General features: G+C 53.7%; 16 protein-coding genes. 4 read left to right on the forward strand and 12 right to left on the reverse strand.

Annotated elements, in window-relative coordinates; translation table 11 throughout:
• From topA to ruvX, 8 genes are all read right to left on the reverse strand, one after another.
• The gene (gene topA / locus DFP90_RS11815) at positions 1–2,685 is read right to left on the reverse strand and encodes a type I DNA topoisomerase (RefSeq protein WP_115936691.1); all 2,685 of its coding nucleotides are present in this window, start codon (positions 2,683–2,685) and stop codon (positions 1–3) included.
• Between the two features lie 167 nt (positions 2,686–2,852).
• Complete coding sequence (locus DFP90_RS11820) at positions 2,853–3,959, reverse strand: DUF2336 domain-containing protein (RefSeq protein WP_115936692.1); 1,107 nt, start codon at positions 3,957–3,959, stop codon at positions 2,853–2,855.
• Positions 3,960–4,250: 291 nt separating this feature from the next.
• Positions 4,251–5,393 (reverse strand): DNA-processing protein DprA, encoded by a 1,143-nt coding sequence (gene dprA, locus DFP90_RS11830; RefSeq protein WP_115936694.1) that lies wholly within the window; start codon positions 5,391–5,393, stop codon positions 4,251–4,253.
• Positions 5,394–5,455: 62 nt separating this feature from the next.
• The gene (plsY, locus tag DFP90_RS11835) at positions 5,456–6,067 is read right to left on the reverse strand and encodes a glycerol-3-phosphate 1-O-acyltransferase PlsY (RefSeq protein WP_115936695.1); all 612 of its coding nucleotides are present in this window, start codon (positions 6,065–6,067) and stop codon (positions 5,456–5,458) included.
• Between the two features lie 3 nt (positions 6,068–6,070).
• Positions 6,071–7,372: a dihydroorotase gene (pyrC, locus tag DFP90_RS11840; protein WP_115936696.1), complete on the reverse strand. Its 1,302-nt coding sequence runs from the start codon at positions 7,370–7,372 to the stop codon at positions 6,071–6,073.
• On the reverse strand, positions 7,369–8,331 hold the full coding sequence (locus tag DFP90_RS11845) for an aspartate carbamoyltransferase catalytic subunit (RefSeq protein WP_115936697.1): 963 nt from the start codon (positions 8,329–8,331) through the stop codon (positions 7,369–7,371). The genes pyrC and DFP90_RS11845 overlap by 4 nt, the downstream gene beginning before the upstream one ends.
• Positions 8,332–8,424: 93 nt before the next feature.
• Positions 8,425–9,357 carry an AEC family transporter gene (locus tag DFP90_RS11850; RefSeq protein ID WP_115936698.1) on the reverse strand — a complete coding sequence of 311 codons (933 nt, stop codon included), beginning with the start codon at positions 9,355–9,357 and terminating at the stop codon, positions 8,425–8,427.
• 11 nt (positions 9,358–9,368) lie between these two features.
• Positions 9,369–9,869, reverse strand: a complete 501-nt coding sequence (gene ruvX / locus DFP90_RS11855; protein WP_115936699.1) for a Holliday junction resolvase RuvX — start codon at positions 9,867–9,869, stop codon at positions 9,369–9,371.
• A 166-nt stretch (positions 9,870–10,035) separates the two neighbouring features.
• Here ruvX and gatC point away from each other — a divergent pair, with 166 nt between their 5' ends.
• From gatC to gatB, 3 genes are read left to right on the forward strand one after another with little or no spacing between them, the layout of a single operon-like run.
• On the forward strand, positions 10,036–10,323 hold the full coding sequence (gene gatC, locus DFP90_RS11860) for an Asp-tRNA(Asn)/Glu-tRNA(Gln) amidotransferase subunit GatC (protein ID WP_115936700.1): 288 nt from the start codon (positions 10,036–10,038) through the stop codon (positions 10,321–10,323).
• Between the two features lie 11 nt (positions 10,324–10,334).
• Positions 10,335–11,807: an Asp-tRNA(Asn)/Glu-tRNA(Gln) amidotransferase subunit GatA gene (gene gatA, locus DFP90_RS11865; RefSeq protein ID WP_115936701.1), complete on the forward strand. Its 1,473-nt coding sequence runs from the start codon at positions 10,335–10,337 to the stop codon at positions 11,805–11,807.
• 27 nt (positions 11,808–11,834) lie between these two features.
• Positions 11,835–13,289, forward strand: a complete 1,455-nt coding sequence (gatB, locus tag DFP90_RS11870; RefSeq protein ID WP_115936702.1) for an Asp-tRNA(Asn)/Glu-tRNA(Gln) amidotransferase subunit GatB — start codon at positions 11,835–11,837, stop codon at positions 13,287–13,289.
• A 74-nt stretch (positions 13,290–13,363) separates the two neighbouring features.
• Here gatB and DFP90_RS11875 read toward each other — a convergent pair whose 3' ends face one another.
• From DFP90_RS11875 to DFP90_RS22680, 4 genes are all read right to left on the reverse strand, one after another.
• Complete coding sequence (locus DFP90_RS11875; protein ID WP_115936703.1) at positions 13,364–13,558, reverse strand: hypothetical protein; 195 nt, start codon at positions 13,556–13,558, stop codon at positions 13,364–13,366.
• A gap of 96 nt (positions 13,559–13,654) precedes the next feature.
• On the reverse strand, positions 13,655–15,436 hold the full coding sequence (locus tag DFP90_RS11880; RefSeq protein ID WP_115936704.1) for a sensor domain-containing diguanylate cyclase: 1,782 nt from the start codon (positions 15,434–15,436) through the stop codon (positions 13,655–13,657).
• A 163-nt stretch (positions 15,437–15,599) separates the two neighbouring features.
• Positions 15,600–16,919 carry an FAD-dependent oxidoreductase gene (locus DFP90_RS11885; protein ID WP_115936705.1) on the reverse strand — a complete coding sequence of 440 codons (1,320 nt, stop codon included), beginning with the start codon at positions 16,917–16,919 and terminating at the stop codon, positions 15,600–15,602.
• 251 nt (positions 16,920–17,170) lie between these two features.
• Entirely contained in the window at positions 17,171–17,353 is a 183-nt protein-coding gene (locus tag DFP90_RS22680) for a hypothetical protein (protein ID WP_147300996.1), read from the reverse strand.
• 164 nt (positions 17,354–17,517) lie between these two features.
• Between DFP90_RS22680 and pyc the strand changes: the two genes are divergently transcribed.
• Complete coding sequence (pyc, locus tag DFP90_RS11890; RefSeq protein ID WP_115936706.1) at positions 17,518–20,955, forward strand: pyruvate carboxylase; 3,438 nt, start codon at positions 17,518–17,520, stop codon at positions 20,953–20,955.
• Positions 20,956–21,087: the final 132 nt, after the last annotated feature.

Consider the following 21,087-nt stretch of genomic DNA (forward strand, 5'->3'; position numbering starts at 1 on the left):
TCAATCGGCCTTTTTCGCGGCGGATTTCTTCGCAGACGCTTTTTTCGATTTCGCCTTTTTCGCCGCTGTCTTCTTGGCTGCTGTTTTCTTCGCACTGGCCTTCTTTGCGCCAGCCTTCTTAGCGGCCCCTTTCTTGGCGGTGCCTTTTTTGGCAGCGCGCGCCGCCAACAGTTCCACGGCCTGTTCCAAGGTCACCTCTTCAATAGTGACGCCTTTGGGAAGGGACGCATTGTTGCGGCCATGTTTGACATAGGGACCATAACGACCACCCTGGGCAGTGATCATCTGGCCATCTTCCGGATGGGCACCGATCTCGCGCTTAGGTGTCGCTTTCCCTTTTTCTCCTGCCTGAGCAATAACTTCAACCGCGCGGTTGATGCCAATACTTAAGATATCGTCTTCTGCCGGCAGGGAGATGAAGGCGCTGCCATGCTTGAGATAGGGGCCATAGCGGCCAATGCCGGCCTGGATCAATTCGCCGCTGTCGGGATGCGTGCCCAGATCACGTGGCATGGATAGCAGTTTGACGGCGATTTCCAGTGTGATTTCCTCGGGCTTCATGCCTTTCAGCAGTGAGGCGCGCTTTGGCTTCTCCGCTTTTTTCCCCTTTTCTTTGGGGGCGGGCTCACCCAACTGCACATACATGCCATAGGGGCCCTTACGCAGGCTGATCTCGATCCCGGTATCCGGATCATTGCCGAGAATTTTCGGATAGGTCTCTTCCGCGCTGCCCTCACTGCCGTCACTGGCCGGTTCGTCCAGCTGACGGGTATAGCGGCAGTCTGGATAATTGGAGCAGGCTATGAATGCGCCCCATTTCCCAAAATTCAGGCTCAAGCGGCCACCGTCACAAGAGGGGCATTTCCGGGCGGCTTCCGTGTCGCCATGTTCGTCCGCTTTGAAGAAGTGGCGTCCTAGTTCTTTATCAAGCGTATCACGAACCTCGGTCCCGGTCAGGGACAGGGCTTTTTCGGACTGGCCACTAAAGGAATCCCAGAATTCACGCAGAACCGCTTTCCAGTCGATCCGACCGTTGGAGATTTCATCCAGCTGCTCTTCCATACCAGCGGTGAAATCATATTCAAAATAGCGCTCGAAGAAGGCGGACAGAAAGGTGGTGACCAGGCGGCCACGGTCTTCCGGCACAAAGCGCCGACTGCTCAGGGTGACATATTCCCGGTCCTGGAGCACTTTCAGGATGGAGGCATAGGTGGATGGACGTCCGATCCCCAGCTCTTCCATCTTTTTAACCAGGCTTGCTTCGGTAAAGCGCGGCGGGGGCTGGGTGAAATGCTGTTCGGATTTGGCTTGCTGCAGATCCGTCATATCCCCCTGTACCATGTTTGGCAGGCGGCGATTATCGTCGTCATCATCCGACGGATCATCTTTATCTTCGGTGTAAACTTTAAGGAAACCGTCAAATTTCACCATGGAGCCATTGGCGCGCATGGTGGCGGATTTATCGCCGTTGACCAGATCGACGGCAACCTTGTCCAGGACGGCGTTTTCCATCTGGCTGGCCAGGGTCCGTTTCCAGATCAGCTCATAAAGGCGCATCTGGTCATGATCGAGATAATCGGCCAGATCTTTTGGAAGCCGTGCAAGGTCGGTTGGACGGATCGCTTCATGCGCTTCCTGGGCATTCTTGGCTTTGGTTTTGTAAACTCGAGGCTGGGCCGGCAGGTAATTGTCACCATATTGCGTGCCGATGACCTTCCTGGCGCCTTCAACGGCTTCATTGCTCAGTGTGATGCTGTCGGTACGCATATAGCTGATCAGACCAACCGTTTCACCGCCAAGATCAATCCCTTCATACAGTTTCTGGGCAACCTGCATGGTGCGTGAAGCGCCCATGCCCAATTTGCGGCTGGCTTCCTGTTGCAGGGTGGATGTGGTGAAAGGCGGGTAGGGATTCCGGCGAACCGTCTTATTTTCGATTGCAGAAACCGAAAAATTGCCGCGCTGAACCTTTTCAAGGGCTGTTTCAGCACTCAACTGGTCAGCAAGCGAGAATTTATTGAGTTTTTCCCCATCAACATGGGTCAGTCGGGCGGCAAACCGATCGCCGCTTGGTGCGGTGAAGTCGCCTTGCACGGACCAATATTCCTGAGGAATAAAGGCCTCGATTTCCGCCTCGCGCTCACAAATTAGACGCAGAGCCACACTTTGTACACGCCCTGCGGATTTGGCACCGGGCAGTTTACGCCACAAAACCGGGGAAAGGGTGAAGCCGACCAGATAATCCAGAGCGCGCCGCGCCATATAGGCGTCAATCAGTTCCTGATTAAGCTCGCGAGGTTCATCCATCGCCTTAATGATGGCACCTTTGGTGATTTCGTGAAACACCACCCTTGAGACATCCATATCCTTGATGACTTTCCGCTTGGAAAGTTCTTCACGAACATGCCAGGAAATGGCCTCCCCCTCACGATCGGGGTCAGTCGCCAAAAGCAATTTTTCGGCGCCTTTGCAGGCTGACGCAATTTCATCAAGCTGTTTCTTGCCACGGCCATCCACCTGCCAGCTCATGGCAAAATCATTGTCCGGTTGGACAGAGCCGTCTTTGGGGGGCAAATCGCGCACATGGCCGAATGATGCCAGCACCTTATAATCCTGGCCCAGATATTTATTGATGGTTTTGGCTTTCGCCGGGGATTCGACGATGACGACGTTCCGAGCTGACATTCGGCCTTTTCCGATTATTGAATATTATTAACAGGTGGATCGGGAGAGAATTGGCATTTACTAGCGCGTCCGTCAACCATTCACCGCCCGAGCATTTTGGTGAAATGCAGGATTCTGAGCTGTTTCCAGGAAGGAAAACAGTCTGTTCACGGGCAATTCAACCCCGACTATGATTTCTTCCATTTCTCTTGGGGGAGGGTTTTCCAGCTTTGCAGAATGCCACCGGCATTGTCCTTATCGACTTTGTCAAAATAGGCGAGGGCCTTATCAAACAAACCTTTGGCATTATATTGCCGGAATTTGGCGCCCAGCAGTTCCTGCAGCAGGCGACCGAAATGCGTACGGCCAAAACCGATCGCTTTACAGGCGATGGCGATGGTTTCCAGATTGGTCATGTCAAAAATGCTGCGCGTGGCTGTCATATTTAAGCCTGTCGCTCCGGAAAAGGCATACATAAAGCCTTCCTTGCCTTCGTTGATCAATGCCTGGACCAGACTGTCGCCGATGCTGCGGCCGGTTCCTTCTTGAAGTTCTGGTTCATCGTCATTCAAAGACTCACGCAACTGTTCAAAATCAGGGCCTTCATGCCCTTTTTTAACAGCATGGGAAACGGCTGCATTTACCAGTTCCGGGTCAATATCAAACTGCTGACTTATATGATTGCGCAAGGATTCGCCAACCCAAATATACATTCGGCGAGCAAGATCGTCGGGCAGGTCACGGCGCCTGGCAATCCCGGCTTGAAGATTTTCGTCATCAATGGAACGTTCCACAAGTTGGTCCAACGACTGCCGACTGATTTTAGCGGAATAGTTTTTGGTCAACTGGGCCGCGACTTCATTATCGTCGGTATCGACCAATGCAGCAGAAACCAGTTCGCTTAAACCATCCCTTTCGGCGATGGCCATATGATGGCTTCTGGCCTGGTTATGGATGATTTTGACTAGACGCACATCATCCAGTTGCCTGGAGTGGACAAGAATGGGGTAGGCAACGTTGATGGTATCGTTGGACAAAAAATCGATCAGGTCATCCGGCACATCCGTGCGTTCTGCCAGATAATCGGCGATATAGCGGCGGATCTCGATCTCAACCTTGTCGATCAATTGCCGGAGAATGGCATATGTCAGCTCTAATTCCTGTGCGGTCAGTTCCGCGCGGGAGTCCAGGCACATTTTCGCAATGGAAGCCGCCAGGCCCCCTTTGCCGTCAATTGCCCGCTGATGGGCAAGCCTCAATAGCCTCTCGTATGATACTGGGCGCATATCACTCATTCTTTACCGCCTTCTGGCATTATGAACTGCGATCCGACGCCGTCTCCCGTTCGAATAGTCAGACCAGGAGATGCGAATTTCCAGTTAGCATTCTGCTTTCCAGAGATCTTAAACCCACCCGCATTCGGGCAGAGTTCCGTTAACATTAGAGGCCAGATAACTATAGTTTTAAATACAAGGCAAAGGAATTTTAAGTTGGGATTCATCTGAAATTTTATCAAAAAATCCAAGCTTTTTAAGGGCTTCTGACTAAGCATATGGATTTTATGACTCTTTGCTTAAGCGTTTCGCTCAAGGCTTGCAAACATAACCGCCTGGGAGGCGTGCGATTTTTCCAAGCAGTTCCATTTCAACCAATGCGGCATGTAATTCCTGAATGTTTAATGAAAGCTCTCGCGCCAGTTCATCGACATGAATCTGAGTATGGCTAAGCGCATTTTCGATCCGGAAATTGATGTTTCCGGTGGAGGTGGGTAGTGGGTCGGCAGGCGGTCCTGGGTTTTTAACTTCGAAAGAGGGGGGCTCTTTTTCACGAGGGGTGAATACGGGGTGGGGGGCGGGTCCCAGATTATCCAGAATGTCATCCGGGGTTTCCGTCAGGATGGCCCCCTTGCGGATCAGATCGTTTGTTCCTCGGCATCGAGGATCCATGGGTGATCCTGGCACGGCAAAAACATCCCGACCCTGCGTGGCCGCCAGTCCGGCGGTGATTAGGGAGCCGGATCTCAACGCGGCTTCAATGACCAGGACACCTTGTGACAGGCCTGACACAATACGATTGCGCGTTGGAAAATGGCGTGCTTTTGGCTGGGTTCCCAGTGGAAATTCGGTGATGATCAATCCTTTGGCAGCAATTTCCCGATAAAGTGCCTGATTGGATTCAGGGTAAATCACATCAAGCCCACATGCGGTGACCGCGATCGTGCCGCTTTCAAGTCCTCCCTGATGAGACGCCGTATCGATGCCCGAGGCCAGCCCCGAAACGATGGCAAATCCTTTTTCACCCATGGTCTGGGCAAAGCGCCGTGCGAGACGGCAACTTCCGGCAGACGCATTTCTGGCCCCAACAATGGCAAGGCAGCGCCTTTCCAATAAGGCCTGATCGCCTAATGTGGTTAGAACCGGTGGGGGAGCATCGATGGATGCCAGTTGCAGTGGATAATCAGAATCGCAAATGTGAAGGAAGCGGCCACCCAGTTTTGAAACCTGTTCGATTTCCCATTCGACCAGATCGCGGTCGATCAAACGAAGGGCGGTTCTTCCCGTTTGGCCGATAGACCAATTCGGATGGGCTGATACAGCTTTCGTGGCCGAACCGAACCTGTCGATCAGCTTAAAAAATCGCGCTGGGCCAATGGATTCCGAACGAACCAAACGAAGTCGGTTGATTTTTTCCTCTTCCCCCAGGCGAGCCGTTTGCTGCTTGCTACCCATGGTGTCACGATGCACCTAATAGTCATAACGGGTCAATCGGAAATAAACCGGCGGCTGCGCGCTCAATTTTCTTTCTTTTTTCCGATCCGCGGTTCGTTTCCGCTCAGCAGGCGCTTGATATTGGTGTGATGGCGTATCCAGGCCAGGATGGCCAAAATCACGGATGCCCACATGACCAGATCCTGGTGAAGATACCAGGCAAAGGCCGGTGCCAGAGCGAGGCCTACCAATGCGGCCAGGCTGGAAATCCTGAAGAGGGCGGCCACCACCAGCCAGGTTGCACAGGCTCCCAGGCCAACCGGCCAGGCCATCGCCAGCAATGTGCCAAGGGTGGTTGCAACGCCCTTACCACCTTTGAATTTCAGCCATATTGGGAAGTTATGCCCGAAAACAGCAGCAACGCCCGCCGGAATAGCCGCTTCTGGCGCAAGAAGGTACCCACAAAGGAAAACAGCGATGGCCCCCTTGCCGGAATCCAGCAGCAAGGTGGCCAACGCAAGTGGCTTGTTCCCGGTGCGGAGTACGTTGGTAGCCCCGATATTGCCTGAGCCGATCTTTCTGATATCGCCATAGCCACCAATCCTGGCCAGGACCAGACCGAAAGGGATGGATCCCAGACAATAGCCGATGGCAATGGCGAGCGTTGTCGTTTCCGGTGTGAGTTCCCAGGTCATGAATTAAAACCCTTCATCTTTGAAGAGCATGCGGCCGTCAACAATCGTAGCCATAACACGGCCCTGGATTGGACGCCCGTCATAAGGAGAGTTGTTGGATTTGCTCCGGAACCCGTCCTCACGGATGGTGCCGGGCCGGTCCGGATCAAATATGGTCAGGTCGGCCGCTTCACCCCGTTTCAACCGACCGCCGCCCATGCGCAGCACATGGGCCGGTTTCTGAGTGATCTTGGCGATGGCATCGAGCAGGCTGAGATGTCCGTTATGATAAAGCTCCAGCGTCAGCGCCAGCAGGGTCTCCATGCCGATGATACCAAATTCCGCCAACGCAAAAGGCAGGCGCTTGGAATCCTGGTCATGGGGGATGTGGTCGCTGGCAATGAGGTCAATGGTGCCATCGGCCAGCCCTTCGACAATGGCGCGTCGGTCAAACTCATCGCGCAGCGGCGGTGAAACTTTGGCAAAGGTTCGGTAATCGCCAACCGAGGTCTCATTGAGCGCAAAATAATGCGGGGCGGTGTCACAAGTGACTTTTAAGCCCTTGCGTTTGGCTTCGCGGATGACATCAACCGCCATTTTGGTGGAGACATGGGCTACGTGATAGCGTGCACCGGTCATCTCGACCAAACGCAGGTCCCGTTCGATCATCATCACTTCGGCTTCGGGGGGGATGCCGCCAAGGCCCAGGCGGCTTGATAGCTCACCCTTATTCATCACGCCACTGCCAACCAAATCGGGCTCAGCCGGATGCTGGACCACGAGAAGATCGAACGCCTTGGAATAGGAAAGGGCCCGGTGCATGACCTTGGCGTTGGCAACAGCCTTGTCGCCATCGGTGAAGGCGAGGGCGCCTGCTTCGTGTAGAAGGCCGAGTTCGGTGAGTTCCTTGCCTTCAAGTCCCTTGGTGATCGCGCCATAACAATAGGCTTTTGCCCGCTTGAGATCACGCGCGCGCCTGGCCACATATTGAACACCGGCCACATTATCGATCGCGGGTTCAGTATTGGGTAGGCAGACATAGGCCGTAATGCCACCGGCAAGGGCGGCTTCACTGGCGGAATCAAAGGTTTCTTTGTGTTCTTCACCTGGTTCCGGAACCAGGACACGCATATCAATAAAACCGGGCGAGAGGCAGTTGCCCTGGCAATCGATCACGCGACTGACGGAAGGCGCTCCCCCTTTGAAAAGGCCGGGGCCGAAATCCGCGATTTTACCATCTTCTACCAGAACGGCTCCGGTGGCATCCAATCCACTGGCAGGATCAAGCAATCTGGCATTCAGATAAGCAATGCGTCCTTCACTCATGCCTGTTCCTCCCGTTTCGCGCGGGTCAATATATCGACGCAGGCCATGCGCACTGCCACACCCATTTCAACCTGTTCGCGGATCACAGAACGATCGATATCGTCTGCCAGATCCGAATCAATCTCGACGCCGCGGTTCATTGGGCCCGGATGCATAACCAGCGCATCCGCCTTGGCAAAGGCCAGTTTTTCCCGATCCAGACCAAAGAAGCGGAAATATTCGCGCGTGCTGGGCACAAACGACCCTTGCATGCGCTCCATCTGCAAGCGCAACATCATAACAATATCGCAATCCTTGAGGCCTTCACGCATATCGGTGAACACCTCAACCCCTAAACGGTCTGCTGCGGCCGGCAACAGGGTTGGAGGCGCGACCAGGCGCACGCGGGCACCCATGGTATGCAGCAGGTGGATATTCGACCGGGCAACCCGGCTGTGGGCGACATCCCCGCAGATGGCGACGGTCATATTATTCAGGCGTCCCTTGCGCCGCCGGATGGTCAGCGCGTCCAGCAGGGCCTGGGTGGGGTGTTCATGGCTGCCGTCGCCGGCATTGATCACTGCGCAATTGACCTTTTCGGAGAGCAGTTTTGTTGCCCCCGATTCCGAATGACGCACCACCAGTACATCGGGATGCATGGCATTCAGGGTCATGGCTGTATCGATCAGGGTCTCCCCTTTTTTGATCGAACTTGATTCGACCGACATATTGATCGTGTCGGCGCCAAGCCTCTTTGCCGCCAGCTCGAAAGAGGTGCGGGTCCGGGTGGAGTTTTCGAAAAACAGGTTGATCACGGTCATCCCGTGCATCTCGTCGGTCTTCTTGTCGAACCGGCGGTTCTGATCGACATATTTGTCGGCCAGATCCAGCAGATGGGTGATGTCCTGCGCGGAAAAGCCCTCGATCCCCAAAATATGGGGATGCGGGAAACGGTAATCTGTAGCGGATGTGTCAGTCATTAAAAGGCGTTTCTATCCTGTTGTCGCAGAGCGGCCAAGCCCTTTCATGTGGGGAAATGCGATTTCCAGACAATATGGTCCCGAGATGCCTGATCAGCTTAGCAAAATCGGTAGATAGGTGAGGGCAAGGGGAAGGCTTGCCACGGAAAGAAGCGTCTGCATTGTGATCAGCCCGGCCATGAGCTGCGAATCACCGCCCAACTGCCGGGCCAGACTGTAGGCGGATGCCGCGGTCGGCAGGCTGGCAAATGTAATCGCGACCATGGCGGGTACACCGGTGAGGTTGGTAAGGTTCAACCCAACCATAACCACACCCGGCAGCAGCGCAAATTTGCAAAAGGAAGAGAGAAAGATCGGCATGCCGGCGGTTTTCATCGCCCGGAGGCGCAATCCTGCCCCGACACAAAGAAGGGCCAGTGGCAGGGCGGCCACCGTTAGCATGCCCAGAACCGGCGAAATCACCGGGATTTCACCAATCCCAACCAGGTTCCAGGCAATGCCGGCAGCGATGGAAAGAATAAGCGGGTTTCTGGAAAGTTCGCGCAGCAGCCTCACACCCAGCGAGCGCCCATCCCGGGGGCCGTGCAAGGTGATCAGGGTGGTAACGCATAACAAATTGACGAAGGGGACCATCACGGCAGTTGCCAGCGCGGCAAGCAAAAGTCCTTCTTCCCCCAGAAGGACCGCGACCACCGCAAAACCAATATAGGTGTTATGCCGGATGGCTCCTTGATAAATAGAGCTTATTGACGGCTTTTCCATGCCGGAAAAACACCCGAAGAGCCAAATGGCTGCGCCGCTCAGGAAGATGCCGGGCAGCAGGACCAGGGCATAGTCTAGAACGATATCACCGCCGATGGGGGCGACAGATGTCTTGTGAAACAGCATGGCTGGGAACATGACCCAATAGACCAGCTTATCCAGGCCGGACCAGACCTCTTCCCCGACGATAGCCCGTTTCCTTAAAGTGAGTCCGATCACGAGAATCAGAAAGACGGGTAGTATGGCCAAAACCACCTGGAGCATATCAAATCCCGTTAATCGAGAGAGCTGTCCGAATTCCGCATGGCTTGCTCGACCATGGCGTCAAGCGCGCCCTGCAAGATGAATCCTGCCGCCATTTTGTCGACCACTTCACCACGTTTTTTCCGGGACATATCTGCTTCATCCACCAGGAACCGCTCAACCGCGCTGGTCGAGAGGCGCTCGTCCCAGAAAGTGATCGGCATTTCCTCCCAGCCCCGTTTTTCGAAATTGCGGGCAAACTGCCGAACAGACTGGCAACGTGGTCCCTCTGTTCCATCCATGTTGCGGGGCAGGCCAATAACCAGGCCGCCGATGTTTTTTTCCGCGATAACAGCTTCCAACTGCTCTACATCGGTGGTGAATTTTTTGCGCCGGATGGTGTCTAATGGGCTGCCAACGCGGAAGGCGGGATCAGACACGGCCATGCCGATGGTTTTTTCGCCCAGATCCAGGGCCAGCAATCGCTTCCCCTTGGTCACATGGGAGGCGAGGTCATATATTTCGACAATCATGGGGTCTTCCGTTCTGCGAAGGTTGCAAATCCCTGTGTAGCCCGTTGGCGGCGAGGGGTCCAGCATACCGTTACTGTTCACCGGTGCGAATGCTTGCGATGCCGGGGTTCAGGTGTTAGTTTCCGCGCGGTCTCACCATTTCCAAAAGCTTAAGGAGACGGAGCGGATGTCGCTCGATAAGAAAACAGTCGCGAGAATCGCGCATCTGGCACGCATCAAAGTGCCTGAAGAGGATCTTGAGCCGCTGGCCGGCGAATTGAATAACATCCTTGGATTTATCGAACAGCTGAACGAGGTCGATACCGATGGGGTCGATCCGCTGGCTTCGGTCGTGGAAATGAATATGCGACAACGTGAGGACGCAGTGACCGACGGCGGTTATCCCGACCGCGTTCTTGCCAATGGTCCGGAAACGGCCATGGGTTTCTACACCGTCCCCAAAGTTGTCGAATAAGGCCATTGACCATGACCAAACTGACTGATCTCACGATCGCCCAGGCCCGCGACGGCCTGCGTGCAAAAGAGTTTAGCGCCGTTGAACTGACCGACGCCTATATTGCTGCTGTCGAATCCTCACGCCCGCTGAATGCATTCATTACCGAAACCCCGGAAATTGCCCGGGATATGGCGAAAAAGTCGGATGCGCGCATTGCCGACGGCTCTGCCGGTGCCATGGAAGGCATGCCTATTGGCATGAAAGACCTTTTTTGCACCGAAGGTACCCTGACAACTGCCGCCAGCCACATTCTGGATGGTTTCAAGCCGCAGTATGAATCTACGATTTCCAAGAATCTCTGGGATGCCGGTGCGGTGATGCTGGGCAAGATGAACCTGGATGAATTTGCCATGGGGTCGGCGAATATTACCTCTTATTATGGCAATGTGGTCAATCCGTGGAAACGGGAAGGCGATGACACGGATCTGGTTCCCGGTGGTTCTTCCGGTGGTTCATCCGCTGCGGTTGCCGCTCATTCCGTGATTGCTGCGACCGGTACCGATACCGGCGGTTCCATCCGTCAGCCGGCTGCCTTTACCGGTATTGTCGGCTTCAAGCCGACTTATGGCCGTTGCTCCCGCTGGGGGGTTGTCGCTTTCGCCAGCTCCCTCGATCAGGCCGGTCCGATGACGCGCGATGTGCGCGATAGTGCCATCATGCTGGGCGCCATGGCCGGACATGATCCGAAGGATTCTACCAGTGCGGATATTGCCGTGCCGGATTTTGAAGCGGCCCTGACGGGGGACGTTAAAGGCCTGCGCATTGGTATCCCGAAAGAATATCGCATGGATGGCATGCCGGCCGAGATCGAAAAAATCTGGGACCAGGGCATTGCCTGGCTGAAAGATGCCGGTGCCGAGATCGTGGAGGTTTCACTGCCGCATACCAAATATGCGCTGCCGGCTTATTACATCATCGCCCCGGCTGAGGCGTCTTCCAACCTGGCACGCTATGACGGTGTACGCTATGGCCTGCGTGAGGAAGGCAAGGATCTGATCGAGATGTACGAAAATACTCGCGCCGCCGGTTTCGGTGCCGAGGTGAAGCGTCGTGTCCTGATCGGAACCTATGTTCTTTCCGCCGGTTATTATGATGCCTATTACCTTAAAGCCCAGCGGGTGCGTAGCCGCATCGTCGATGATTTCAAAAAGGCCTGGAACAGCTGTGATCTTCTGCTGACACCGGCCACGCCATCTGCAGCTTTTGGTGCCGGTGAAAACCAGGATGATCCTTTGGCCATGTATCTGAACGATGTCTTCACTGTCCCGGCAAGCCTTGCCGGATTGCCGGGAATCGCAGTCCCCGCGGGTCTGGACAGTAAGGGGCTTCCGCTTGGCCTGCAGCTTCTGGGCCGTCCGTTTGACGAGGAAACCGTCCTGCGCGGTGCCCATGTTCTGGAACAGCAGGCTGGCTTTAACGCCAAGCCTCAGTTCCTGGCTTAAATGACCGAGATTGAGTGAGATATAGCAATGGCAAATCTTATCAAAGGCAACACCGGTGACTGGGAAGTTGTGATCGGTCTTGAAGTTCATGCCCAGGTATCCAGTAAGGCAAAGCTGTTTTCCGGTGCGGCAACCGCATTCGGTGCAGGACCCAACGAACAGGTCAGCCTGGTTGATGCCGCCATGCCAGGCATGCTGCCGGTGATCAATAAGGAATGTGTACGCCAGGCGGTCCGTACCGGACTGGCCATGGGCTGCGCGATTAATTTGAAATCCGTTTTTGCCCGCAAAAACTATTTTTATGCGGATCTGCCGCAGGGCTATCAGATTTCCCAGTATGAACTGCCTGTTGTGGGTGAGGGGGAAATTACGATTGACCTGGAGGATGGTGAAAGCAAACAGGTCGGTATTGAGCGCCTGCATCTTGAACAGGATGCTGGCAAATCCATCCATGACCAGGATCCGACCAAATCCTATATCGACTTGAACCGGTCCGGCGTCGCGCTGATGGAGATCGTTTCCAAGCCGGATATGCGTTCTGCAGACGAGGCCGCGGCCTATGTGACCAAATTGCGTTCGATTCTGCGCTATATAGGTGCCTGCGACGGCAATATGGCTGAAGGTTCCATGCGGGCCGATGTCAACATTTCCGTTCGTCGCCCGGGGGAGCCTCTGGGGACTCGTGCGGAGCTTAAAAACATCAACTCCATCCGGTTCATCCGGCAAGCGGTTGACTATGAGGTCAAGCGCCAGATTATGCTGATTGAAGATGGTGGCGAGGTGGTTCAGGAAACCAGGCTGTTTGATTCGATAAAAGGTGAAACGCGTTCCATGCGTTCCAAGGAAGATGCGCATGATTACCGCTACTTCCCGGATCCGGACCTTCTGCCTTTGGTGATCGAATCTGCTTTCGTGGAGGAAATGAAAGGCACTTTGCCGGAATTGCCGGATACGAAAAAAGATCGTTTTATCAGTGATTTCGGCCTGTCTGCTTATGACGCGGGTGTGCTTGTTTCCGAAAGGGAAACCGCTTCTTATTATGAAGCCGTTGCCGCGAAGGCGGATCCAAAGCTGGCTGCCAACTGGGTCATTTCCGAGCTGTTTGGACGCCTGAACAAGGCTGGCAAAGATATTACCGATAGCCCGGTAAGCCCAGAAAACCTCGGCAACCTGCTTAGCCTTATTTCCGACAACACCATCTCCGGCAAAATTGCCAAAGAAGTCTTTAACGAGATGTTCGAGACCGGTAAGGATGCTAAGGATATTGTTGAGGAAAAAGGCCTGAAACAGATCACCGATACCGGCGCGATCGAAGCCATTGTGGACGGCATCATCGCCAACAGCCCCGGTCAGGTGGAACAATATCGCAGCGGTAAAACCGGACTCATCGGCTGGTTTGTCGGCCAGGTGATGAAAGAGACCCAGGGCAAGGCCAACCCGGGTGTGGTTAATCAGTTGCTGAAATCCAAGCTGGAAGGCTAATCAGCGGTTTTTAAACTGAAAAAGATAAAGGCGGCTGGTCATCATCAGCCGCCTTTTTTTGTTAGGTAACGGAATTATTGGACTGCGACCAACACCACACCAAGCTCTTTTTCGAGAGCGCGGATTTTTTCCAGTTTTTCATCCGGGATCGGGGCGGGGGCGACTTCCTTAACCTCTGTCATGGCAACGATGGTGCCGCCAATTTCTTGTTCCAGTCCCTGTATGGCACTGAGCTTGTCTGTGCTCAGATTTGCAAAGGAATAGAGCATTTTCAGTCCTTCCGTTGTTGCATGGATCAGTCTTGTTTCTACGACAGTATAGCAGGTTCAGTTTTCAGTTTTTCTCTTTTTTGAACCCGTTCGGCGTCAACTGGCTAATTCAAAGCCGTTTCTGCCGCGTCTTTTAACCTGATACATAGCTTTGTCCGCCCGTTCCAGAAGGGTATTCTCTTCCTGGCCGTGATCGGGAAAAATGGCGCAGCCGATGCTCACCCCGACCGCACAGCGCACATTATCCACCTGAATGGGCTGGGAGACCGATTGGATGATCTTTTCAGCGATCCTCTTCAGATCTTCGGGCTGACAGGTTTCTTCCACAACGATGGTGAATTCGTCCCCACCGAGACGTGTGACGGTATCATTGATACGCAGGGATTTGGTGAGGCGGCGGGCAACCTCTACCAAGACCTGATCGCCCACGCCATGACCGTGTAGGTCGTTGATTTGTTTGAAATAATCCAGATCCAGCATCATGACTGAAAATCGGAAGCCATGGCGTTCGCCCCGTGCAACCGCCTGGGCGAGCCGGTTATTCAGGTAAGCCCTGTTGGGCAAGCCGGTCAACGTGTCCCGGTAGGCTTGTTCCCGGAACTGTGCCTCAGTTCTTTTTTCATGGGTGATATCGCGGCATGTGCCATGGCTCTCCACGACGCGGCCCGACTTTTCAGTGACGAAGGTGTAAACACAGTGGAGATATCGGATGCGGCCATCGGGCCGAACGATCCGGAACTGATGCTCGAAAGATGTGCCGGCAACCCGGGCCTTCCGGATGTCATCAAAGACCCGCTCCCGGTCATCCTCATGCAGGACTTTCTCCAATTCTTCGACTGTTGCCGGGTAGTCGTCTTTTAGGCCAAAGACACGGCAGAGCCGTTCATCCCAATGCTGTTGATTGGTTATGAAATTCCATTCCCAATTACCCAGCTGCAAAAGCTCATGGGCTTCATCCAGTCGTTTTTCGCTGGTCTGCAGTTTTGTTTGGGCATCCCTTAGTTCTTTGACGATGGCGGATACGATATAGGTGGTTAGAAAAACAACCCCCAAAAAGAATTCAAGCGATTGCACGACGTCATGGGGGGGCAGAGAGCTGTCGTCTTGCCAGAAGGGGCCGTTTCCGGTGATGGTTAGGTAACAAGCCAGGAGAATGTTTATCAGCGCTGTCAGGGAATAAATGAAAGAGGGGAGCCTGATCGCCATAATCAAGAGTGGCGGCAGCATCAGATACAGGTTGACCGGTGAGGTTTGCAGAAAAACAAGCGCTGTTATCACCAGGGAAAATGCAGGCCATGCGAAACTTTCTGCCAATTGCCTGGAAAACGGTATTCTCGATCTTGGATCAGGGTCCCAGGTCAACAGGGGTGGGGTCGCCACCAGCAGGCCCAATGCTCCGGTAAACCACCAATCCAGCCAGGATTGCTGAAAATCATGCCCATGCATGACAACTAAATATCCGGCAGCTGCTATCGCTCCGCCCGCCGAGGGCAGAAGTGCGCCATAGAAAAACAGGCCCAGTGCCTGTCCAAGACGTTCCAATAGCACGATGGCGCCATGAAGATTGCAGACAAGCGCGTAAGCCAACAGAGTCTGAAAAAGGTGAATGGCGGAGAAAGCAACAGCATCGATGGGGGATGCGCCATCGGCTAAAAATGCGAGGCAGGTTGCACTCCAGACCGCCAAGCTGTTGCCTGGCAGGTAGCGGCCCTCTGTTCGCAGGAGATAGGCGAGGAATACGGCATCAGCCAACCAGATAATAGGAAATTCAGATATTGTGCTGATGAAGAAACCTGAAGCATATGCGGTGAGGAAGCAAGCAGACGAAAGCAGGAATGTTTCTGCAGCAATGGTGCTTCTGGCGCGCGTGGATTCCATCTTTCTTTCCGCTATATTAGCCTAACTGTCAGGCTTATCGTCCCGAATATATCATATTGAACAAGTGCTTGCCGTAAAAAGAAGAAAGGCCTACAGATTGGTATTTGTCCCATTCTGCAGGCCTGACTCTGACTTGGTTCCGCTTTTGATGTATTCAGTCGGATCAATTCAACAGCGCCAACATATCCTGAATTGAGGTGAATTTTTCACGTGGTGCTGGGGCAGTTGCATTTTGTTCTTCCGCGCGTTCAATGGTTTTCCAGTCGGAAAAACTCGTGGGCGAGAGCCCTTTGTCTCGGATCAGGGAATCAAATGCGTCGGGGCCACCCTTTTCACTGTCCTGGCCAGCCAGATCATCCAGCAGCTTATTGGCAACCTGGAAGGAATCGGCGCGGTTGGTCGGGATGGTACCACTTGGCCCGCGCTTGCCCCAGCCAACGACATAGAGATTATCTTCAATATGGCCGTCGTTATTCGGGAAATTGCCACGTTTCTCATCAAAGGGAATCCCTTCGATAGGTCTGGATCGATAGCCAATGGCCGTCACGACAAGATCGGCCGGAATTTCAAAAAATTCGCCTGTTCCTACAGCTCGGCCTTCGTCGTCGATGGCAGTTTTTTCAAATCGCACCGCAGTCACATGGCGGTCGCCAAGAAAAGCCACGGGCGAGGCGTGAAACAGAAGGTGGATTTTCCGCTCTGCTTTGTCAGCTTCAAGGTCGGCAAAACTGCGCATGATTTCCATATTTTTCGCGGTGACGCGGCCGCTGGGGATAGAGGTGTCGATTGAATCCGGTAATGCATCCGGAATATCGGCATTCTCAATGACCGGCACAGCCTTTTCCAGCTTACCGAGTTCGCGAAGTTCCGGTGGTGTGAAGCTCGCCTCCAGAGGGCCGCGCCGACCCGCCAGATAGACATTCTGAATGCCTGCTTCAAGAATAGCCTTGCGGGCATGGGCGCAAATATCCGACTCCGCCAGTTCAGATTCTTCCTTAATCAGAAGCCGCGAGATATCGATAGAAACATTACCATTGCCGATCACCACAGCTTGACGAGTATGTTCAGCGATCGGATTTTTCGCAAATCGGTCCGGATGGCCGTTATACCAGCCAACAAAGGCGGCGGAACCATATATGCCCTCCAGGTCTTCGCCCTCGATCCCAAGGGTTTTATCCTGCTGGGCGCCGGTTGCCAGGAGAACGGCATCATATCGGGATTTTAGTTCTTCGATGGTAATATCGTGGCCAACCGTTAGATTGCCGAACAGGCGAACATTCTCTTTTTCAAATGTTTTATCGAACTGGCGGGTAACATTTTTAGTGCCAAGATGGTCTGGTGCAACACCGAAGCGGACAAGACCATAGGGAGTCGGTAAGCGATCGATCAGATCAATTCTTGCTTCTGGGGCCTTCTTTAATATTCCGTCCGCGGCATAAAGGGCGGAAGGGCCGGTTCCAATGATGGCAATCGAGAGGCTCATATCGCTTCCTTTTCTTCGACACTCAAAGTTACTCCGACCTAGCAGGCCGGGCCAATTAACACTGAACTCTATGTACCGGATTGGCGATCGGTCACTCCAGCGCAAACCCTGTTCATATCGCTAAATGCTTGTTTAATTAATTTGTCCAAATTTACGGTTTAGACGACTTTTTTCAAACAAACAAATAGAGATGGTTTCCATTTTGGATGGCGTATAGATCCGCCACTTTTCTAATTTCGCCGAAGTTTTGCCTATTTCCAACCAGCAAAGAGAGCGGGGAAGCCTCTCAATGAAGCTTTTTCTGGGGTATATGTGCCATATTCTTTCGCTAAATCAATATGGTTGAAGCGATTGCTGCAAATTAGATGTTTTGAACCGGAGTTGGCGGCAGAGTATTTTTCAACATGATCAGAAAAATAAATGATGAATGTCATGGCGATCTATCCATTAATTTTTTCATGGGTCGGAAAAATAATGTCGCCATGGTGTGCGAAATTGACGTTTTAAAAAATTTGCGCAGCGCCTTTTGGGTGCTATAAGCATGTTGGGTTCAGAAAAGATAAGGGAAAACTCCCGCAGGGTATGGAGTATTAAGCGTATGGGATTCAAAAAGATTTTGGTGGCGAACCGGGGCGAGATCGCAATCCGTGTTTTCCGGGCCGCCAACGAATTGGGTATCCGGACGGTATCGATTTATTCGCATGAAGACCGGTTTTCACTGCATCGTTTCAAGTCCGATGAAAGCTACCTGATTGGTGAGGGCAAGGGACCTGTCCAAGCATATCTGGATATTGAAGGCATCCTCGACCTTGCAAAATCGATTGAGGTGGACGCGATCCATCCCGGCTATGGTTTCCTCTCTGAAAACCCGGAATTTGCTGATGCCTGCCGTGCCAATGGGATAGAATTCATCGGCCCCGATTCTGATTCCATGCGTCAACTGGGTTCTAAAGTCGCCGCCCGTAACTTGGCAGAAGAGGCCGATGTGCCGGTCATGCCGGCGACCGGACCGCTGCCGCGGGATATGGCGGAAGTCCATAAACTGGCTGAAAATGTCGGCTACCCGCTGATGCTTAAGGCCAGTTGGGGCGGTGGCGGCCGAGGCATGCGGGTAATTGAGCAGGCCTCCGAACTGGAAGAGCAGGTGAATACGGCTCGTCGCGAGGCCCAGGCAGCTTTTGGCAATGACGAGGTGTATCTGGAAAAACTGGTCCGTAATGCCCGCCATGTGGAAGTGCAGATCCTGGGGGATTCGGCTGGAAATTGTGTCCATCTTTTTGAACGCGATTGCACCGTGCAACGCAGAAATCAGAAAGTGGTCGAGCGCGCACCAGCCCTCTATATGACCGATGAATCGCGTACGGCTCTTTGCGAGTCCGCGCTGAGGCTAGCCAAGGCGACCAACTATAAATGTGCCGGCACCGTTGAATTCCTGATGGATGCTGAAACGGATAAATTCTATTTCATCGAGGTTAATCCCCGGGTTCAGGTCGAACATACCGTCACGGAGGTTGTGACCGGCATCGATATCGTAAAGGCCCAGATCAGGATCAGCGAAGGCGCCTTGATCGGTGATGACCAAAGCGGCGTGCCCGAACAGGAGGAAATCCGCCTTCATGGTTATGCGATGCAATGCCGCGTTACCACGGAAGATCCGGAAAATAACTTCATTCCTGATTATGGCCGGATCAAGGTTTATCGCGGCGCGAATGGATTTGGCATTCGTCTGGATGGCAGCACCGCCTATTCCGGCGCGGTCATCACACCCTATTTTGATTCCATGCTGGAAAAGGTTACAGCCTGGGGCAATACCCCGGAAGAGGCGCTGACCCGCATGGACCGGGCATTGCGTGAATTCCGGATCCGCGGTGTCGCCACTAATCTGGTTTTCCTAGAAAACCTGATCAACCATCCGAAATTCATCAATGCGGATTATACCACCCGCTTTATCGATCAGACGCCGGAGCTGTTCCATTTCCCGCGCCGGCGGGATCGGGCCACCCGATTGCTGCGCTTTGTTGGCGAAGTGACGGTGAACGGCAATCCGGAGGTAGAGGGGCGTGATATTCCCAAGCGTTTGCTTTATCCGCAAGCACCCGTCAAGGCGACCGGCCCTGTGCCGGACGGTTACAAACAGAAGCTGAGCGAATTGGGGCCGAAAGCCTTCTCTAAGTGGATGCGCAATCATGGGCCGGTCCTGGTGACCGACACGACCATGCGTGACGCGCATCAGTCCTTGCTGGCCACGCGCATGCGCACGTTTGACATGTTGGCTGTCGCGCCGGCCTATTCCCGCCTGCTGCCGGAACTTTTTTCCATGGAATGCTGGGGGGGGGCCACCTTTGATGTGGCCATGCGGTTCTTGAAAGAAGACCCTTGGCAACGTCTGGCGCAATTGCGTGAGTCCATGCCAAACATGCTCACCCAGATGCTGCTGCGGGCCAGCAATGCTGTTGGATATACCAATTATCCCGACAATGTGGTTCAGCATTTTGTGCGTGAAGCCGCGGGAGCCGGTATGGATATCTTCCGGGTGTTTGATTCCCTGAACTGGGTTGAGAATATGCGGGTCGCTATGGATGCGGTGCTGGATACCGACAGCCTGTGTGAAGCGACCATTTGTTATACCGGGGACATGCTACGCGGCGGCGAAAACAAGTATGACCTGGCCTACTACGTGAAGATGGCCAAGGAACTGGAAAAGGCTGGCGCCCATATCATCGGGATTAAGGATATGGCGGGTGTCGCAAAACCTGCCGCCATTTCAAAACTTGTCCGGACATTGCGGGAAGAGATCGGTCTGCCGGTTCATTTCCATACTCATGATACCAGCGGGATATCTGCTGCCAGTGTGATTGCCGCCGCGCAAGCCGGGGCCGATGCCGTCGATTCCGCCATGGACAGTTTTTCTGGCCTGACCTCCCAGCCCAATCTGGGGTCAATCGTAGAGGCTTTGCGTGATACCGACCGGGATCCTGGCCTCGACCCAGAAAATATCCGAATCATTTCCCGTTACTGGGAAGCGGTTCGTGAGAATTATTCTGCCTTTGAAAGCGATATCCGTTCAGGCGCATCCGAGGTTTATCTGCATGCCATGCCGGGCGGGCAATATACCAATCTTCGCGAACAGGCGCGCTCCCTCGGTCTGGAACCGCGCTGGCCGGAAGTGGCTAAGGCTTATTCGGAAGTCAATGAAATGTTCGGCGATATTGTGAAAGTGACGCCGAGCTCGAAGGTTGTCGGCGACATGGCGCTGGCTATGGTGTCCAGCAACCTTTCATCGGCCGATGTCAAAGATCCGAATACTCCGGTTGCCTTCCCGGATTCTGTTGTTTCGCTCTTCAAAGGGGATCTGGGGCAGCCCGTCGGCGGCTGGCCACAGGAATTGCAGAAGAAGATTACCAAGGGGGAAGGGGTGTATACCACACGCCCCGGCGCGGATATGGAGCCAATTGACCTTGAGGCAAAACGTAAGGAGCTTGGTGAGAAACTGGGCCGGAAAATCAACGAACGTGACGTTTCATCTTACGTTCTTTATCCCAAGGTCTTTATGGATTATTCGGATGCGCGGAAATCCTTTGGCGATCTTTCTGTTTTGCCAACACCGGTCTTTTTTTACGGCATGGAGCCGGGCCAGGAGATCACTGTAGAGATCGATAAAGGGAAGGCGCTCGTCATTCGCTATCTCTCTACCGGTGAGGCGGATGAGGAAGGCAACCGGACCGTCTTTTTCGAACTGAACGGCCAGCCGCGCACGGTCAAGGTCCGGGATAAGTCCATGGCCGCCAGCAGTGCCGTTCATATCAAAGCGGAAGAGGGCAATGACAAACATGTTGCGGCCCCGATGCCGGGCATGGTCGCAAGCTTAAGTGTCCAGGAGGGGCAAAAAGTTGCTGCTGGAGACGTTCTCCTCTCGATCGAGGCTATGAAGATGGAAACATCCATCAGTGCAAATGTAGACGGACGGGTGAAGCGTATCGTTACGCCGGTCGGAACACAGGTCCAGGCCAAAGACCTTATGATCGAGCTCGACTGATCTATTGAATTGAGCAAAAGAAACACCCCGGCAATGTCCGGGGTGTTTTTGTTTCCTTTTCAATGGCTTTCATCAGCCGTTAACTTTCGCAGCCTAATCTCGGTGCGTAAACTGATCATTCTTGGTTAGGCG

This window comes from Aestuariispira insulae (assembly GCF_003385955.1).
Lineage (GTDB): Bacteria > Pseudomonadota > Alphaproteobacteria > UBA8366 > Aestuariispiraceae > Aestuariispira > Aestuariispira insulae.

Bases quoted from the DNA above. Each gene is read 5' to 3' on its own strand.
- topA (WP_115936691.1), bottom strand. From the start codon at position 2,685: ATGTCAGCTCGGAACGTCGTCATCGTCGAATCCCCGGCGAAAGCCAAA.
- DFP90_RS11820 (WP_115936692.1), bottom strand. From the start codon at position 3,959: ATGAGTGATATGCGCCCAGTATCATACGAGAGGCTATTGAGGCTTGCC.
- dprA (WP_115936694.1), bottom strand. From the start codon at position 5,393: ATGGGTAGCAAGCAGCAAACGGCTCGCCTGGGGGAAGAGGAAAAAATC.
- plsY (WP_115936695.1), bottom strand. From the start codon at position 6,067: ATGACCTGGGAACTCACACCGGAAACGACAACGCTCGCCATTGCCATC.
- pyrC (WP_115936696.1), bottom strand. From the start codon at position 7,372: ATGAGTGAAGGACGCATTGCTTATCTGAATGCCAGATTGCTTGATCCT.
- DFP90_RS11845 (WP_115936697.1), bottom strand. From the start codon at position 8,331: ATGACTGACACATCCGCTACAGATTACCGTTTCCCGCATCCCCATATT.
- DFP90_RS11850 (WP_115936698.1), bottom strand. From the start codon at position 9,357: ATGCTCCAGGTGGTTTTGGCCATACTACCCGTCTTTCTGATTCTCGTG.
- ruvX (WP_115936699.1), bottom strand. From the start codon at position 9,869: ATGATTGTCGAAATATATGACCTCGCCTCCCATGTGACCAAGGGGAAG.
- gatC (WP_115936700.1), top strand. From the start codon at position 10,036: ATGTCGCTCGATAAGAAAACAGTCGCGAGAATCGCGCATCTGGCACGC.
- gatA (WP_115936701.1), top strand. From the start codon at position 10,335: ATGACCAAACTGACTGATCTCACGATCGCCCAGGCCCGCGACGGCCTG.
- gatB (WP_115936702.1), top strand. From the start codon at position 11,835: ATGGCAAATCTTATCAAAGGCAACACCGGTGACTGGGAAGTTGTGATC.
- DFP90_RS11875 (WP_115936703.1), bottom strand. From the start codon at position 13,558: ATGCTCTATTCCTTTGCAAATCTGAGCACAGACAAGCTCAGTGCCATA.
- DFP90_RS11880 (WP_115936704.1), bottom strand. From the start codon at position 15,436: ATGGAATCCACGCGCGCCAGAAGCACCATTGCTGCAGAAACATTCCTG.
- DFP90_RS11885 (WP_115936705.1), bottom strand. From the start codon at position 16,919: ATGAGCCTCTCGATTGCCATCATTGGAACCGGCCCTTCCGCCCTTTAT.
- DFP90_RS22680 (WP_147300996.1), bottom strand. From the start codon at position 17,353: ATGACATTCATCATTTATTTTTCTGATCATGTTGAAAAATACTCTGCC.
- pyc (WP_115936706.1), top strand. From the start codon at position 17,518: ATGGGATTCAAAAAGATTTTGGTGGCGAACCGGGGCGAGATCGCAATC.